The sequence below is a fragment of the Micromonospora sp. NPDC005257 genome (assembly GCF_042872445.1).
GTDB lineage: Bacteria > Actinomycetota > Actinomycetes > Mycobacteriales > Micromonosporaceae > Micromonospora.
Window position 1 is genome coordinate 106,281 of sequence record NZ_JBIAKL010000016.1, and the last position, 13,298, is coordinate 119,578.

Genomic DNA, 13,298 nt, shown 5'->3' on the forward strand with positions numbered 1-13,298 from the left:
CCGTCCTCAGCGCAGGGTCCCGGTGACCACCTCGCCGACGTCCGGGCCGGCGCGGACCACCGGCTCGCCCGCCGGTGACCAGATCCCGGAGCCACCGGCGGCCCGCGCGTAGCCGCCGCCGGTCGAGCCGGCGAAGCTGGCCGTCACCACCCACACGCCGTGCGCGGCGGCGACCCGGCGGGCGCGCTCGTCCGGCACCGCCGCGTCGTCGGCCGACTCCAGCACCGCGGCCAGGTAGGCGTCCGCGCCGAGCGCCACGGTCGCCGCCGCGTGCTCCGGCGTCCCGGTGTCCTTGCACACGGCCAGGCCCAGCCGCCAGCCGTCCACATCGAGCACCGCCGGCTCCCGGCCCGGCCGCATGTGCCGCGGCTCCGCGCCACCCAGGCACATCTTCCGGTACGCCACCCGCACGCCCTCGGCGTCGACGGCGAGCACCCCGATGTGCGGGCCGGGCACCGGCGCCCCGGCCAGCGCCAGCGTCCCGGTCCCGGCGCAGGCCGTCCGCAGCGGCGCGAGCCGGGGATCGTCCGGATCCAGGGGTACGGCGGTCAGTTCGTACCCGGTCAGTGACATCTCCGGGAAGACCACCACGCGGGCCGCGGCGGCGCGCACCGCGTCGGCGTGCCGGGCGGCGTTGCCCTCGACGTCGTGGGAGAGGGTGAGCGGCTGGGCGACGGCGATCCGCAGCGGCGTACGCATGGCGTACACGATAATGGTTTCCATCACGCGTGGTCGTCCGCGGCTTCGCCCCGTAACGTTGGTCGGATGATCGGAAACGCACAGCTGCTCGCCGTCCCCCGGGCGAGCACCGCGCGGGCCGCGGAACCGGCCGGCGACGGAGTAGCCGGCTGGGTCACCGGCCTGATGGAACGGCTCGGTGGACCGGGCGCCGGCCTCGCGGTGGCCCTGGAGAACCTGTTCCCGCCCATCCCCAGCGAGGTGATCCTGCCGCTGGCCGGCTTCACCGCGAGCCAGGGCCGGATGAGCCTGGCCGGCGCCATCTTCTGGACCACGCTCGGGTCGATCGTGGGCGCGCTGGCGCTCTACTACATCGGCGCGGCCCTCGGGCGGGACCGGATGCGTGCCCTGGCCGCGCGGCTGCCGCTGATCAAGCTGGAGGACGTGGACCGCACCGAGGCGTGGTTCCTGCGCCACGGCGTCAAGGCGGTGTTCTTCGGCCGGATGATTCCGATCTTCCGAAGTCTCATCTCCATCCCGGCCGGTGTGGAACGGATGCCGATCCCGGTCTTCCTGCTCTACACCGCGCTGGGCAGTTTGATCTGGAACACCACCTTCGTGCTCGCCGGGTATTTCCTCGGCGAGCAGTGGCACGTGGTCGAGGCGTACGCGGGCACGTTCCAGAAGGTGGTCATCGTGGCCGTGGTGGCCGGGCTCTGCTGGTTCGTGGTCAGCCGGGTCCGCCGCTCCCGCCGGATCGCCGCCGCGCCGCCGGAGCCGGCCCCGCAGGGCACCGTCTACCGGGGCGGCTGGTACGGCCGCGAGGAGGACTGAGCGCCGGCCGGGCAGGCAGGGTAGAGCGGGCGGGTGCCGGCGCCGGCGGCCCGGGCGGCCTCGTCGCTGAACCGGCAGCCGAAGTCCGGCGCCGCCACCGCGCGCCGGTCGGTGACCGGGTCACCGGCCGGCCGCTTGCCGGCGCGTACCCAGCGGACCAGGTCGTCCCAGGCGGCGCCGGCCTCGGCCGGGCTGAACTCGCAGTGCTGCGCGGTGCGCACCGCCCGCTGCACCAGCAGCCGGGACCGGCCGTTCCGGGCGACGTCCCGGGCGTACGCCTGTTCCATGGACAACGGCACGAAGAGGTCGCCGAGGCCGTGCAGGCTCAGCACCGGCGCGGTGGGCCGCCCGGCGATCCGGGGCACCTCGGTCAGGCCGGGTGAGAGCCGCTGCCGCAGGTTCTCCGGCGCGACCCGCTGCACCGTGGCGTCGAGGTTCACCGGCTGGTTCGGCGCATACCTGGTGAACAGGTTCGTGGCGAGCTGGCCGGGACGCCGTGCGGGGGAGCCGTCCGTCTCGCTGACCGCGATGCCGAACAGGAAGTCCTTCCAGATCGCGAACGCGGCGTCGGCGCCCGGCCGCGGCCCGCCGGAGCGGTCCACGGTGACCGCGCGCAGCTGCTTGCCGAGCGCGTTCGTGGTGTCCGGGCCGCCCGGGGTCAGCCCGGCCAGGCCGAGCGTGACCTGGATCCGGGGCACCGCCGAGGCCAGGTAATCCGGCGGCGTCGGGTACGCGCGCACCCCGGCCAGCGCCTGCGCGGCCAGGTTGTAGTCCAGGAAGAAGTCGAACAGCTCCTGGTCGCCGAGCACCCCGCACATCGGCAGCGCCCCGGCGTAGAAGCCCGGGTACTGCTCCAGCGACCGGCCGATGACGTGGCCGCCCATCGACACCCCGGCGATGAGCACCCGGTGCGGGCGCCGGACGGTACGGGAGAACAGGTCGGCCAGGGCGCGGGTGCCGCGTACGCCGGAGCGCACGTCGTAGCCGTTGCGGTCGTACGACGACGACGCCCACGCGTACCCCTGGGCGACCAGGCGCTGCCGCAGGTCGAAGCCGGGCGCCTCCGGCGACAGCTCGGTGCCCTGCCCGCGGTAGCCGTGCGCCCACATCACCAGCTCGCCGTTCCAGCGCTTCGGGATCTCGATGATGTATCCGGCGTTCGCGTGCACGCCCTGCCGCACGGTGGTGGCGACGCCGTTCACGACCAGTGGCGGCAGCGGCGGGTTGACGATGGTGTAGCCGGGCAGCGGGCCGCCGCCGTCGTCGCGGCCCCCGGCGGCGGCGGGGGCCGCGCCGGTGAGGCCGAGCGCCAGCGCGAGGGTCGTGCCGACGGCGAGCAGCCGGCGGCGCAGAGGTGAGGGCTGCATCGCTGCTCCCCGGGGACGGGTGTCACCCCGGGACGGGGGCGACGACGCGGGACGGGTGCCTACCGGCCGGTAGCGCACTGAACCTAGGCCGGGGGTCGAGCACTGTCAATCGCTGACCGACCGCACGGTCAGCGTCCGTCCCACGGCCCGCTCAGATCAGCCCGTGCGCCAGCATCGCCTCGGCCACCCGCCGGAACCCCTGGATGTTCGCCCCGGCCACGTAGTCGCCGGGCAGGCCGAACTCCTCGGCCGTCGCCCAGCACCTGTCGTGCACGTCCCGCATGATCTCGCGCAGCCGCTGCTCGGACTCGCCGAACGTCCACGTGTCGCGGCTGGCGTTCTGCTGCATCTCCAGCCCGCTCACCGCCACCCCGCCGGCGTTGGCGGCCTTGCCCGGGGCGAACCGCACCCCGGCCCGGCCGAGGATCCGCACCGCCTCCGGGGTGGTGGGCATGTTCGCCCCCTCCACCACCGCGACGCAGCCGCCGGCCACCAGCGCGGCGGCCTCCGCGCCACCGATCTCGTTCTGCGTGGCGCAGGGCAGCGCCAGGTCGCAGGGCACCTCCCAGACGTTGCGCTCGGGGACCGCCACCGCGTTGCGGGCGTGCTCCGCGTACTCGGCCAGCCGCCCGCGCCGCTCCTCCTTGAGCTCGCGCAGCAACGCCAGGTCGATGCCCTTCTCGTCGACCACGTAGCCGCCGGAGTCCGAGCACGCCACGACCGTGCCGCCGAGCTGGTGCACCTTCTCGATCGCGTAGATGGCCACGTTGCCGGAGCCGGACACCACGACCCGCTTGCCCTCCAGGCTGTCCCCGGCCTGACGCAGCATCTCGTCGGCGAAGAACACCGCCCCGTACCCGGTCGCCTCCCGGCGCACCTGCGCGCCCCCGTACGCCAGGCCCTTGCCGGTGAGCACGCCCGCGTCGTACCGGTTGGTGATCCGCTTGTACTGCCCGAAAAGGTAGCCGATCTCCCGGCCGCCCACCCCGATGTCACCGGCGGGCACGTCGGTCTGCGGGCCGATGTGCCGGTACAGCTCGGTCATGAAGCTCTGACAGAACCGCATCACCTCGCGGTCGGAGCGGCCCTTCGGGTCGAAGTCCGCGCCGCCCTTGCCGCCGCCGATGGCCAGCCCGGTCAGCGCGTTCTTGAAGATCTGCTCGAAGCCGAGGAACTTCACGATGCCCAGGTAGACCGACGGGTGGAAGCGCAGGCCGCCCTTGAACGGGCCGAGCGCGCTGTTGAACTCCACCCGGAAGCCCCGGTTGACCCGTACCCGGCCCCGGTCGTCCTCCCACGGCACGCGGAAGATGACCTGCCGCTCCGGCTCGCAGACCCGCTCGACCACCTCGGCGTACTCCGGATGCCGGGCCAGGGCCGGACCGATGCTCTCCAGCACCTCGCGGACCGCCTGGTGGAACTCCGGCTCTCCCGGGTTCCGGGCGACCACGCCGGCGAACACCGACTCGACGGTCTCCGACATCACGGGCACGTCCTCTCACCTCGGACACAGGCCCCCTGGCCTGCGTCGCCCCAGAATACGAACGGTCTGCGGGGTGGGGTTCACTGGTCCGCGTGGACGCCACCATCTGGACGACGGCGCGGGACGCGCGCGCCTGGCTCGACGCCGCGAACGGCCGCGGCGACACCGAGCTGACCTGTCGCATCCTCAAGATCGGCGAGGAGGCCGGTGAGGTCGCCGCGGCCTGGATCGGCCTGCTCGGGCAGAACCCGCGCAAGGGGGTGACGCACACCCGCGAGGACGTCGCCGCCGAGCTGGCCGACGTGGCGTTCACCGCGCTCGTCGCGATCGAGAGCCTCGGCCTGGACGCGCGGGCGGTGCTTGCCGCGTGCGCCGGCAAGGTGCGGGAACGTACCGGAGTGGGAATGAACCGGGACGCCGACGCAGACGTATGACCCGGTGGGGACCGGCGAGAGGGGACGAGCATGACCGCATCCGAGGACGACCCCGACCTGGCCCGGCCCCGCTGGTCCGGCGTCGCCCGGCTGCTGGCTGCCGCCGCCGTGCTGGTGGTGGTGCTCGGCGCGGTGGCGGTCGCGGTGACGCTGTCCAACCCGGCGCGCCTCGGCGTGGTCTTCTCCGGCGGCGAGCCGCCGTCCCCCCTTCCCGGGCGCGGCGGATCCGGCGGGGCGGGCGCCGCCGAGGTGGCCGGCGCCGAGACCCTCGCCGCGGCGCGTGGTGGTCGGCAACTCGCCCAGTTCGAGCTGGTGGACGGGCTGACCCGGTTCACGCTGCGCGCCGCCGACCTCGGCGACGACCTGTACCGGATCGGCGCGCCGGACGGTTCGGGCGTGACGCCGCGCCCGCAACTGGCCGGCGACCGGGTCCGGCTGCGGATCGAGGAGAACGGCCGCCCCGGCCCGGCCGCGGTCGAGGTGGTGCTCAACTCCCGGGTCACCTGGCGGCTGCGGCTGATCGGGGGCGTCAGCGAGCAGCGGCTCGACCTGGGCGAGGCCCGGCTCGCCGGAGTCGACCTGGTCGGCGGCGCCTCGCGTACCCGGCTGCTGCTGCCGCGGCTCGACGGCTCGCTCACCGTCCGGATGACCGGCGGGGCCAGCGAACTCACGGTGACGGTGCCCGGCGGGCGGCCGGCCCGGGTGCGGGTGGCCTCCGGCGCCGGCTCCCTGACCCTGTACGACGAGCGCCGAGGCGGAATCGCCGCCGGGGACCTGATCAGCTCGCCCGGCTGGGACCGGGCCACCGACCGGCTCTACCTCGACCTGGTGGGCGGCGTGAACGCGGTGAGCGTCACCGCGGACTGAGCGTACAGTCGGGGCGGTGGACCGCACCGAATCCCTGCCCGCGCAGACGCTCCCACCCGGCGTCGGCCCGACCGACCCGGGCAGTGTGCTGCTACCCGGCCACGACGTGCCGCTCGGCCGCTACACCACGGTACGGCGGCTGCTGCCGCAGCGGCAGCGCCGGATGGTCGGCGCCTGGTGCTTCGTCGACCACTTCGGGCCCGACGACGTGGCCGACCGGCCCGGCATGGAGGTGCCACCGCACCCGCACACCGGGCTGCAGACCGTCACCTGGCTGCTCGACGGGGAGATCCTGCACCGCGACAGCCTCGGCAACGTGCAGCCCATCCGTCCCGGCCAGCTCAACGTGATGACCTCCGGGCGCGGCATCGCCCACTCCGAGCGGTCCCCGCTGGTGCACCCGCCGCTGATGCACGGCGTGCAGCTCTGGGTGGCGCTGCCCGGTCCGGCCCGGGCCGGCGACCCGGATTTCGCCCACCACGCCGACCTGCCCGGCTGGCGTGACGGCGACCTGGACCTGACGCTGCTCGTCGGCGACCTCGGCGGGGAACGCTCACCCGCGCTCGTGCACACCCCGCTGGTCGGGGCGCAGATCGAGGTCCGCGGCACGGCGCCGGCCACGCTGCCGCTGCGTCCGGACTTCGAGTACGGGCTGCTGGCCATGTCCGGCGCCGTCGAGTGCGACGGCGTGCCGCTGGCCCCCGGCGCGCTGCTCTACCTGGGCCTCGGGCGGGGCGCGCTGACGCTGGTTGCCGAGCCGGGCACCCGGTTGCTGCTGCTCGGCGGCACCCCGTTCGAGGACCCGCTGGTGATGTGGTGGAACTTCGTCGGCCGCTCGCACGAGGAGGTGGTGGCCGCCCGGGAGGACTGGATGGCCGGTCGCCGCTTCGGCGTGGTCGCCGACGACCCGGCGCCGCCGCTGCCCGCGCCCACGCTGCCCACCACCCGGCTCAAGGCCCGCGACCGCAGCGGCGGCGTACGCGGCTGAATGCCGGGCCCTCGCCGGGGTAGTCGGCGGCATGCCGACAACCACCACCAGGCCCGACCTCGCGGACCGCAAGCGGCTCGCCCGCCGGCTCGCCGGGGACGGCCGCGGGTTCGCCGAGTGCTTCGGGTTCCGGGTGACGAACAACCCGGCCCAGTTGTTCCAGGTGCTGTACCTGGCCGTTTTGCTGGCCCGCCGGGGCGACTTCCACCGGGCGGTCGACGCGGCCACCGCGCTGCGCGACGCCGGCTGGGACACCGCGGCCCGGATGGCCCGCTCCCGGCACGAGGACCGGGTACGCGTGCTGCGCGCCGCCGGGCTGCGCGGTGACCTGGCCGGCATCGCCGACACACTCGGTGACCTGGCCCGCACGATCGTCGAGACGTACCGGGGCGACCTGCGCCGGCTGCGGACCGCCGCGCACCAGGACCCGGGCGAGGAACGGCGGTTGCTCATCGCACTGCCCGGAGTGGACGACGAGGTGTGCGACCTGTTCCTGCGCGAGGCGCAGGCGCTGTGGCGCGAGGCGGCGCCGGTGGCCGACCGGCGGGCGCTCGCGGCGGCCCGGCGGCTCGGGCTGGGCCGCACCGCCGGTGACCTCGCCGGACTGACCGGCAGCGGCGAGTCGGAGCAACTGTCGTGGCTGGTCGGAGCGCTGGCGCGAGTGGACCTGGAGCGGCGGTACGCCGAGGTGACCGCCTGAGCGCGCACGTGCGCCCGGACACACTTCCGCGATTCTCACCCGTTCGGCTGATGCCGCGTCGTATGATGATCGTGGCAGCGATGCCCGCCCGGTTCGGGCGAACATCTCACCGCCGCGCGGTCGCGACCCGGTTCGGGCGTGAACCGCGGAGGCAGGTGCTGCGTGGCGCCCCAGGTCGCGGTTCGCGACCCGGGGCGCTCGCCTGTCACGAACCATCCGCACGACTGTCGACGACAGTCGAGCGCCACCGTCCGCGTGCGACGGTCGCGCTCGCGCCGGACACGCCGAGGCCGGCGGCCGTGTCGCCCGCCGGCTCTCCCGCGGTGCTCAGATGCCGCGCAGGTGCTGCGAGACGCGCGGATGGTTGTCCCGGGCCTGCGCCGCGCGCTGTGAGCGGCTCACCTCGGGGGCCGCGTCGATGCCGGCCGAGCGGGCCACCTCGGTGCCGTTGGCGTAGTCCACCGGAGGCAGCGCGCGCAACGCCCGCAACACGTCCGGCGGCGCGCCCTCCCGCTCCGCCTCGCGGATGACGTCGTCCTTCCCGGCCGGGTAGTCCAGCGCGGACAGGTACTCCAGGACATCCGAGTAACTCGCCATGGGTCGGGCTCCTCGCGGCATGAGTCGGGTCGTGACCGGGCGCCGGTTACCCGTCGCGCCGCTGCTCACGCCCGCCACCGGGGAAAACGTGCCGTCTTCGGGCGGCCGTTTCCGCCGGGCCGTCGCGGGTAGCCGCGGTGGGCGCACCGAAGGGGGTACCACCGATGCACTACCTGACCTTCGTGGGCCGGGTCGCCCGGCTCACCGGCACCGGTGAGGACCGGGCCGCCACGCTCACCGCGGCCACGCTGAAGACGTTCGCGGAGCGGCTGACCGGTGGCGAGGTGCTGGACCTCGCCGCGCAACTGCCGAAACCGCTGCAAGGGCTGCTCAGCCCGTATCCGCGTGACGAGGCGGCCGAACGGTTCGGCGCGGCCGAGTTCGTCGCCCGGGTCGCCCGCCGCGCCGACTGCGACGAGAACACCGCCCGGGACGCGGTACGCGCCGTGTTCGTCACGCTGCGCGAGGCGATCAGCGGCGGCGAGTTCCAGGACGTCGTGGTGCAGTTCCCCCGCGACTACCGCGACATGGTGGAACCGGCACTCGCCCCGGCGGCCGCCCACCGGCACTGACCCGGCCGGCAACCGATCAGGCGATCACACCGGCGGCGCGCAGCGCGGCGATCCGGTCGGCCTCCACCCCGGCGGCCTCGGCGAGCACCTCGTCGGTGTGCTCGCCCGGGGACGGCGGCGGACGCCGCACACCGGTAGGGGTGACCGAGAAGCGCGGCGCGGGCGCGGGCTGGGTGACCCCGTCCGGCGCGACGAAGACGTTCCGGGCGCGCAGGTGCGGGTGCTCCGGCGCCTCGGCCCAGTCGAGCACCGGCGCCACGCAGGCGTCCGTGCCGGCCAGCAGCTCCGTCCACTCGTCCCGGGTCCGGGTGCGGAACAGCCGCGCCCAGGCGGCCCGCAACGCCGGCCAGTTCGCCGGGTCGTCCCGGTCCGGCGCGTCGTCGCCGTCGAGCGGGAAGCCGGTGAGCCGGACCAGTTCGGCGTAGAACTGCGGCTCCAGCGCGCCCACCGCCACGTACCGCCCGTCGGCGCACTCGTACGTGTCGTAGAAGGGCGCGCCGCCGTCGAGCAGGTTCACGCCGCGCGGATCCTGCCACAGCCCGATGCCGCGCAGCGCGTGGATCTGGGTCGCCAGCACCGACACGCCGTCGACGATCGCGGCGTCGACCACCTGACCGGGTGCGCCACCGCGGACCGCGTGCAGCGCCGCCACCACGCCGAGGGCCAGCATCATGCCGCCGCCGCCGAAGTCGCCGAGCAGGTTCATCGGCGGCACCGGACGCTCACCGGCCCGGCCCACCCCGTGCAGCGCGCCGGTCAGCGCCAGGTAGTCGATGTCGTGCCCGGCGCTGTGGGCGAGCGGGCCCTCCTGCCCCCAGCCGGTCATCCGCCCGTACACCAGCTTGGGGCTGACGGCGAAACAGTCGTCCGGGCCGATGCCGAGCCGCTCGGCCACCCCCGGCCGGAAGCCCTCCACCAGCGCGTCCGCCCCGGCGACGAGCGCCAGCACCAGGTCGCGGCCGGCGGGCTGCTTCAGATCCACAGCGACCGAGCGGCGGTTGCGGTTCAGCAGGTCGCCGGGGAAGGCGCCGAACCCGCCGCCGCCGAGCCGGTCGACGCGCACCACGTCGGCGCCGAGGTCGGCCAGCATCATCGCCGCGAACGGCACGGGGCCGATGCCGGCCAGCTCGATCACCCGTACGCCGGTCAGTGGTCCGTGGTTGGTCACCCGCGTCACCATAGGGGCCCGGGTGACCGGGCGCCACGCCTCGCCGCCGCACATCAGTTGACCAGGGCAATCAACCGCCTCCCGACTTGGCGTCCGGTCCGGCGTGACCTAGCCTTGTCCGGGCGAGGGGAGTACTTCCCACGAATCATTCCGGTCAGTACGGCAAGCCGCCGAGGCGAGCCCCGGGTGGTTGCCCACGGAAACGTGGGTGAAGGAGACCTCGAACATGACACGGTGTTCGAGGAGGTTCCATGCCCGAATTGTCCCTGCTGGCTGCGTCCGAGCTGTCGTCGATCGGCACTCCCACGCTGTGGGCGGTCACGATCGTCGGCGTGCTCGTCCTGCTGGTGCTCGACTTCCTGGTCACCCGCAAGCCGCACGAGGTCTCCATCCGCGAGGCCCTGGGCTGGTCGGCCTTCTACATCGCCCTGCCGCTGGCCTTCGGCGCCTGGGTCTGGTCCCGCTGGGGCAGCCAGCAGGGCATCGAGTACCTCACCGGTTACCTGGTCGAGAAGTCGCTGTCGGTCGACAACCTGTTCGTCTTCATGCTGCTGCTCGCCGCGTTCGCGGTGCCGTCGGTGCTGGCCCAGCGGGTGCTGCTCTACGGCATCGCCGGCGCCCTGGTGCTGCGAGGCGTGTTCATCGCGCTCGGCGCCGCCGCGCTCAAGACGCTCGACTTCGCCTTCCTGATCTTCGCGCTCATCCTCGTCCTCACCGCGGTGAAGCTCCTGCGCGACGCCCTCTCCGGGCACGAGCAGGAGGTCGACATCAACAAGATGCGGTCGGTGCGGCTGCTGCGCAAGGTCATGCCGGTGGTCGACGAGTACCACGGCACCCGGATGACGATCCGGCAGAACGGCCGGCGGGCGCTCACCCCGTTCGCGCTCGTCGTCGTCGCCGTCCTGGCCACCGACATCGTGTTCGCCGTCGACTCGGTGCCCGCCGTCTACGGCATCACCGAGGACCCGTACCTCGTCTTCGCCACCAACGCCTTCGCGCTGCTGGGCCTGCGGGCGCTGTACTTCGTGCTGCACGCCGCGCTGAGCCGGCTGGTGCACCTCAGCTACGGCCTGGCCGTCATCCTGGCTTTCATCGGCCTCAAGCTCGGCCTGCACTGGGCGCACGGCATCTGGGAGGGTGTGCCGCAGATCCCGACGGTGGCCTCGCTCGGCGTGATCATCGGCGTCCTGGTAATCGTCACCATCACCAGCCTGCGGGCCACCCGCGACAGCGGCGACGGCAAGCGCACAGTGGTGCACGAGGTCCAGGGCGGCGGCTCGGACTGAGGGAACCTGTGCCCCGGCGGGACCGGCGGTGGTACGACTGACGGGTGGGAATCGTCTCGCCCGGCTTCCAGGGCCGGCCCCGTACGTCCGCTCCCGACCTGCCGCCGGGGCAGTATCTCACCGAGGACTTCCCGGTGCTCTCCGCCGGCCCGACCCCGCGTGTCCCGCTGGACACCTGGGAGTTCGTGCTGACCGGCGAGACCGGCGCGGAGTACCGCTGGTCCTGGGACGAGCTGATGGGCCTGCCGCGGGACACCCCGACTGTGGACCTGCACTGCGTCACCCGCTGGTCCAAGCTCGGCACCACCTGGCAGGGCGTCTCCCTGGACACGCTGCTCGACGGCGTCGACACCGACGCCCGGTACGCCCTCGCCCACTCCTACGGCGGTTACACCACGAACCTGCCGCTGGACGACCTGCGCGGCGGGCGGGCCTGGGTGGTGCACACCTACGACGGCAGGCCGCTGCCGGCGGAACACGGCGGACCGGCGCGGCTGCTCGTACCGCACCTGTACCTGTGGAAGTCGGCGAAGTGGGTGCACGGCCTCCGGCTGCTCGTCGACGACCGGCCCGGGTTCTGGGAGACCGCCGGCTACCACGACTACGGCGACCCGTGGCGCGAGCAGCGCTACCAGGGCGACTGACGTGGCGGCGCCGGCCGAGGGGCGCCGCGTCGCCCCGCTGATGTGGCGGGTGGCCCGGCTGGCCGAGCGGCGGATCGAGACGCCCACCGCGCAGACCCTGGTGCTGGACGTGCCCGGCTGGCCGGGACACCTGCCCGGGCAGCACGTCGACCTGCGCCTGACCGCCGAGGACGGCTACCAGGCCGCCCGCTCCTACTCGCTGGCCGGCCCCGCCGACGGCGAGCGGATCGAGGTGACGGTGCAGCGGGTGCCCGACGGCGAGGTGTCGCCGTACCTGACCGACACCTACGCCGAGGGCGACCCGGTGGAGGTGCGCGGGCCGGTCGGCGGCTGGTTCGTCTGGCGCGCCGAGGACACCGCGCCGGTGCTGCTGGTGGCCGGCGGGTCCGGCGTGGTGCCGTTGATGGCGATGATCCGCGCGCGCCGGGCCGCCGGCAGCCGCACCCCGTTCCGGCTCGTCTACTCGGTGCGCACCCCCGACGACGTCATCTACGCCGACGAGCTGCGCCGCCGCGCCCGCGACGACCAGGGCCTGGACGTCGCTCACGTGTACACCCGGTCCGCACCCGAGGGCTGGCGCGGCGAGCCGCACCGGATCGGCCTGGCCGACGTGAACAGCCACGGCTGGCCGCCCGAGCTGGAGCCGCTGTGCTACGTGTGCGGCCCCACCGGATTCGTGGAGACCGTGGCCGACCTGCTGGTGGGGCTGGGTCACCCGACCCGGCGCGTGCGGACCGAACGGTTCGGGCCGACCGGCTGAGACCCGAGGAGGGCGTATGACCGAGCTGTCGTACCTGGACGGCAACATGCTCGACGGGCCGTTGCGCGAGTTGTTCGCCGTCGACCTCAGTGCCACCACCGGCCGCTGCGACACCTGCGGAACGACCGGCCCGATGGCCGGGCTGCACGTCTACTCGCACGCCCCGGGCCTTGTCGCACGCTGCCCGGCCTGCGCCGGGGTGATGGTGAAGCTGGTCCGCGCGCCGCAGCGGGCCTGGCTGGACCTGCGCGGCACCACGTACCTCCAGGTGCCCATGCCGGCCGAGCCGGGTTTCCGTGCCGCGCGCTGATCCGGCCGGGCGGGTCCGCCGCATGTGGCGCAGCCGCCCGACCAGCCGGCCCACTGTCACCGGCACCACGGACAGGCCGAGCTGACCGTTGCGCGGATCGACTGTCGCCGCCACCGCGTACAGCCGGGCACCGTGCCGCGCGGCGTACCGGTCAAGCAGGCGGCCGCTGCCATCGGTGGAGCCGTCGTCGACCGCCACGATCTCCATCCGGTCCGGCCCGATCGTCTGCCGCAGCAGCGAGTTGAGGCATTGCCGCAGGTAGCGCAGCGTGTTGTAGACCGGCACGACGACCCTCACGTCGGGGCGGCTCGTCGCGGGTGGGCGGTGCGTGGTCGGTGGGCGGTGCGTCGCCTCCTCGGCTGCCACTGCTGCTCCTTCGCGCTCGCCCGGACGATCCCGGCGCGACCCAGCGTGGTGAGCGACCCGTCCGGGTGCCGACACCCGCGTGACGACGAGGTGGCCGGAAGGCAGCCGTTGGATACGCCGAAGGGCCCGACCCCCCGTAGCCCGTAGCGGGGTCGGGCCCTTCGTCATGTCGTTCGGTCAGGAGCTGTAGCCGCGGCTGGCGATCCAGCGGGCGAGCTCGTCCACGTCCATCCGGTAGGAGGCC

The 13,298-nt window shown here is 74.2% G+C and carries 15 protein-coding genes and 1 pseudogene; 10 read left to right on the forward strand and 6 right to left on the reverse strand.

What is annotated here, in order from left to right; all coding sequences use genetic code 11:
- Positions 1–6: 6 nt before the first annotated feature.
- Positions 7–699, reverse strand: a complete 693-nt coding sequence (locus ACFYO8_RS27365; RefSeq protein WP_354873578.1) for a carbon-nitrogen hydrolase family protein — start codon at positions 697–699, stop codon at positions 7–9.
- Positions 700–765: 66 nt separating this feature from the next.
- Between ACFYO8_RS27365 and ACFYO8_RS27370 the strand changes: the two genes are divergently transcribed.
- Entirely contained in the window at positions 766–1,512 is a 747-nt protein-coding gene (locus ACFYO8_RS27370; RefSeq protein ID WP_354873576.1) for a DedA family protein, read from the forward strand.
- Here ACFYO8_RS27370 and ACFYO8_RS27375 read toward each other — a convergent pair.
- Complete coding sequence (locus tag ACFYO8_RS27375; protein ID WP_354873574.1) at positions 1,476–2,879, reverse strand: hypothetical protein; 1,404 nt, start codon at positions 2,877–2,879, stop codon at positions 1,476–1,478. The genes ACFYO8_RS27370 and ACFYO8_RS27375 overlap by 37 nt on opposite strands.
- Before the next feature lie 151 nt (positions 2,880–3,030).
- On the reverse strand, positions 3,031–4,362 hold the full coding sequence (gene gdhA / locus ACFYO8_RS27380) for an NADP-specific glutamate dehydrogenase (protein WP_354873774.1): 1,332 nt from the start codon (positions 4,360–4,362) through the stop codon (positions 3,031–3,033).
- A gap of 92 nt (positions 4,363–4,454) precedes the next feature.
- On the opposite strand from gdhA, the gene ACFYO8_RS27385 reads away from it, so the two are divergent.
- The 4 genes from ACFYO8_RS27385 to ACFYO8_RS27400 are packed head-to-tail and all read left to right on the forward strand — an operon-like array spanning position 4,455 to position 7,351.
- A complete protein-coding gene (locus ACFYO8_RS27385; RefSeq protein WP_354873572.1) occupies positions 4,455–4,796 on the forward strand; it encodes a MazG-like family protein in 342 nt (113 codons plus the stop codon).
- A gap of 30 nt (positions 4,797–4,826) precedes the next feature.
- A complete protein-coding gene (locus ACFYO8_RS27390) occupies positions 4,827–5,663 on the forward strand; it encodes a hypothetical protein (RefSeq protein ID WP_357710416.1) in 837 nt (278 codons plus the stop codon).
- 16 nt (positions 5,664–5,679) lie between these two features.
- Entirely contained in the window at positions 5,680–6,651 is a 972-nt protein-coding gene (locus tag ACFYO8_RS27395; RefSeq protein WP_355097618.1) for a pirin family protein, read from the forward strand.
- A gap of 31 nt (positions 6,652–6,682) precedes the next feature.
- Positions 6,683–7,351 (forward strand): hypothetical protein, encoded by a 669-nt coding sequence (locus ACFYO8_RS27400; protein ID WP_354873566.1) that lies wholly within the window; start codon positions 6,683–6,685, stop codon positions 7,349–7,351.
- Positions 7,352–7,678: 327 nt separating this feature from the next.
- Here ACFYO8_RS27400 and ACFYO8_RS27405 read toward each other — a convergent pair whose 3' ends face one another.
- Positions 7,679–7,948, reverse strand: coding sequence for a DUF2795 domain-containing protein (locus ACFYO8_RS27405; RefSeq protein WP_030502657.1), 270 nt, complete (start codon positions 7,946–7,948; stop codon positions 7,679–7,681).
- A gap of 164 nt (positions 7,949–8,112) precedes the next feature.
- On the opposite strand from ACFYO8_RS27405, the gene ACFYO8_RS27410 reads away from it, so the two are divergent.
- Positions 8,113–8,520, forward strand: a complete 408-nt coding sequence (locus ACFYO8_RS27410; protein ID WP_354873564.1) for a DUF2267 domain-containing protein — start codon at positions 8,113–8,115, stop codon at positions 8,518–8,520.
- Positions 8,521–8,536: 16 nt separating this feature from the next.
- Here ACFYO8_RS27410 and ACFYO8_RS27415 read toward each other — a convergent pair whose 3' ends face one another.
- Entirely contained in the window at positions 8,537–9,700 is a 1,164-nt protein-coding gene (locus ACFYO8_RS27415) for a CaiB/BaiF CoA-transferase family protein (RefSeq protein WP_354873562.1), read from the reverse strand.
- A 239-nt stretch (positions 9,701–9,939) separates the two neighbouring features.
- On the opposite strand from ACFYO8_RS27415, the gene ACFYO8_RS27420 reads away from it, so the two are divergent.
- From ACFYO8_RS27420 to ACFYO8_RS27435, 4 genes are read left to right on the forward strand one after another with little or no spacing between them, the layout of a single operon-like run.
- Positions 9,940–10,974 carry a TerC/Alx family metal homeostasis membrane protein gene (locus ACFYO8_RS27420; RefSeq protein WP_354873560.1) on the forward strand — a complete coding sequence of 345 codons (1,035 nt, stop codon included), beginning with the start codon at positions 9,940–9,942 and terminating at the stop codon, positions 10,972–10,974.
- Positions 10,975–11,018: 44 nt separating this feature from the next.
- Positions 11,019–11,618, forward strand: a complete 600-nt coding sequence (locus tag ACFYO8_RS27425; RefSeq protein ID WP_355096556.1) for a sulfite oxidase-like oxidoreductase — start codon at positions 11,019–11,021, stop codon at positions 11,616–11,618.
- Positions 11,619–11,658: 40 nt separating this feature from the next.
- Entirely contained in the window at positions 11,659–12,378 is a 720-nt protein-coding gene (locus ACFYO8_RS27430) for a ferredoxin reductase (protein WP_354873772.1), read from the forward strand.
- 16 nt (positions 12,379–12,394) lie between these two features.
- Positions 12,395–12,688: a DUF6510 family protein gene (locus ACFYO8_RS27435; RefSeq protein WP_354873556.1), complete on the forward strand. Its 294-nt coding sequence runs from the start codon at positions 12,395–12,397 to the stop codon at positions 12,686–12,688.
- A 141-nt stretch (positions 12,689–12,829) separates the two neighbouring features.
- On the opposite strand, the pseudogene ACFYO8_RS27440 reads toward ACFYO8_RS27435, so the two are convergent.
- Positions 12,830–12,985 (reverse strand): annotated as a pseudogene (locus tag ACFYO8_RS27440) (glycosyltransferase); the annotation flags it as partial.
- Positions 12,986–13,298 lie beyond the last annotated feature (313 nt).

Excerpts from the sequence above, each read along its gene's own strand:
- ACFYO8_RS27365 (WP_354873578.1), bottom strand. The coding sequence starts at position 699 with ATGCGTACGCCGCTGCGGATCGCCGTCGCCCAGCCGCTCACCCTCTCC.
- ACFYO8_RS27370 (WP_354873576.1), top strand. The coding sequence starts at position 766 with ATGATCGGAAACGCACAGCTGCTCGCCGTCCCCCGGGCGAGCACCGCG.
- ACFYO8_RS27375 (WP_354873574.1), bottom strand. The coding sequence starts at position 2,879 with ATGCAGCCCTCACCTCTGCGCCGCCGGCTGCTCGCCGTCGGCACGACC.
- gdhA (WP_354873774.1), bottom strand. The coding sequence starts at position 4,362 with ATGTCGGAGACCGTCGAGTCGGTGTTCGCCGGCGTGGTCGCCCGGAAC.
- ACFYO8_RS27390 (WP_357710416.1), top strand. The coding sequence starts at position 4,827 with ATGACCGCATCCGAGGACGACCCCGACCTGGCCCGGCCCCGCTGGTCC.
- ACFYO8_RS27400 (WP_354873566.1), top strand. The coding sequence starts at position 6,683 with ATGCCGACAACCACCACCAGGCCCGACCTCGCGGACCGCAAGCGGCTC.
- ACFYO8_RS27405 (WP_030502657.1), bottom strand. The coding sequence starts at position 7,948 with ATGGCGAGTTACTCGGATGTCCTGGAGTACCTGTCCGCGCTGGACTAC.
- ACFYO8_RS27410 (WP_354873564.1), top strand. The coding sequence starts at position 8,113 with ATGCACTACCTGACCTTCGTGGGCCGGGTCGCCCGGCTCACCGGCACC.
- ACFYO8_RS27415 (WP_354873562.1), bottom strand. The coding sequence starts at position 9,700 with ATGGTGACGCGGGTGACCAACCACGGACCACTGACCGGCGTACGGGTG.
- ACFYO8_RS27420 (WP_354873560.1), top strand. The coding sequence starts at position 9,940 with ATGCCCGAATTGTCCCTGCTGGCTGCGTCCGAGCTGTCGTCGATCGGC.
- ACFYO8_RS27430 (WP_354873772.1), top strand. The coding sequence starts at position 11,659 with ATGTGGCGGGTGGCCCGGCTGGCCGAGCGGCGGATCGAGACGCCCACC.
- ACFYO8_RS27435 (WP_354873556.1), top strand. The coding sequence starts at position 12,395 with ATGACCGAGCTGTCGTACCTGGACGGCAACATGCTCGACGGGCCGTTG.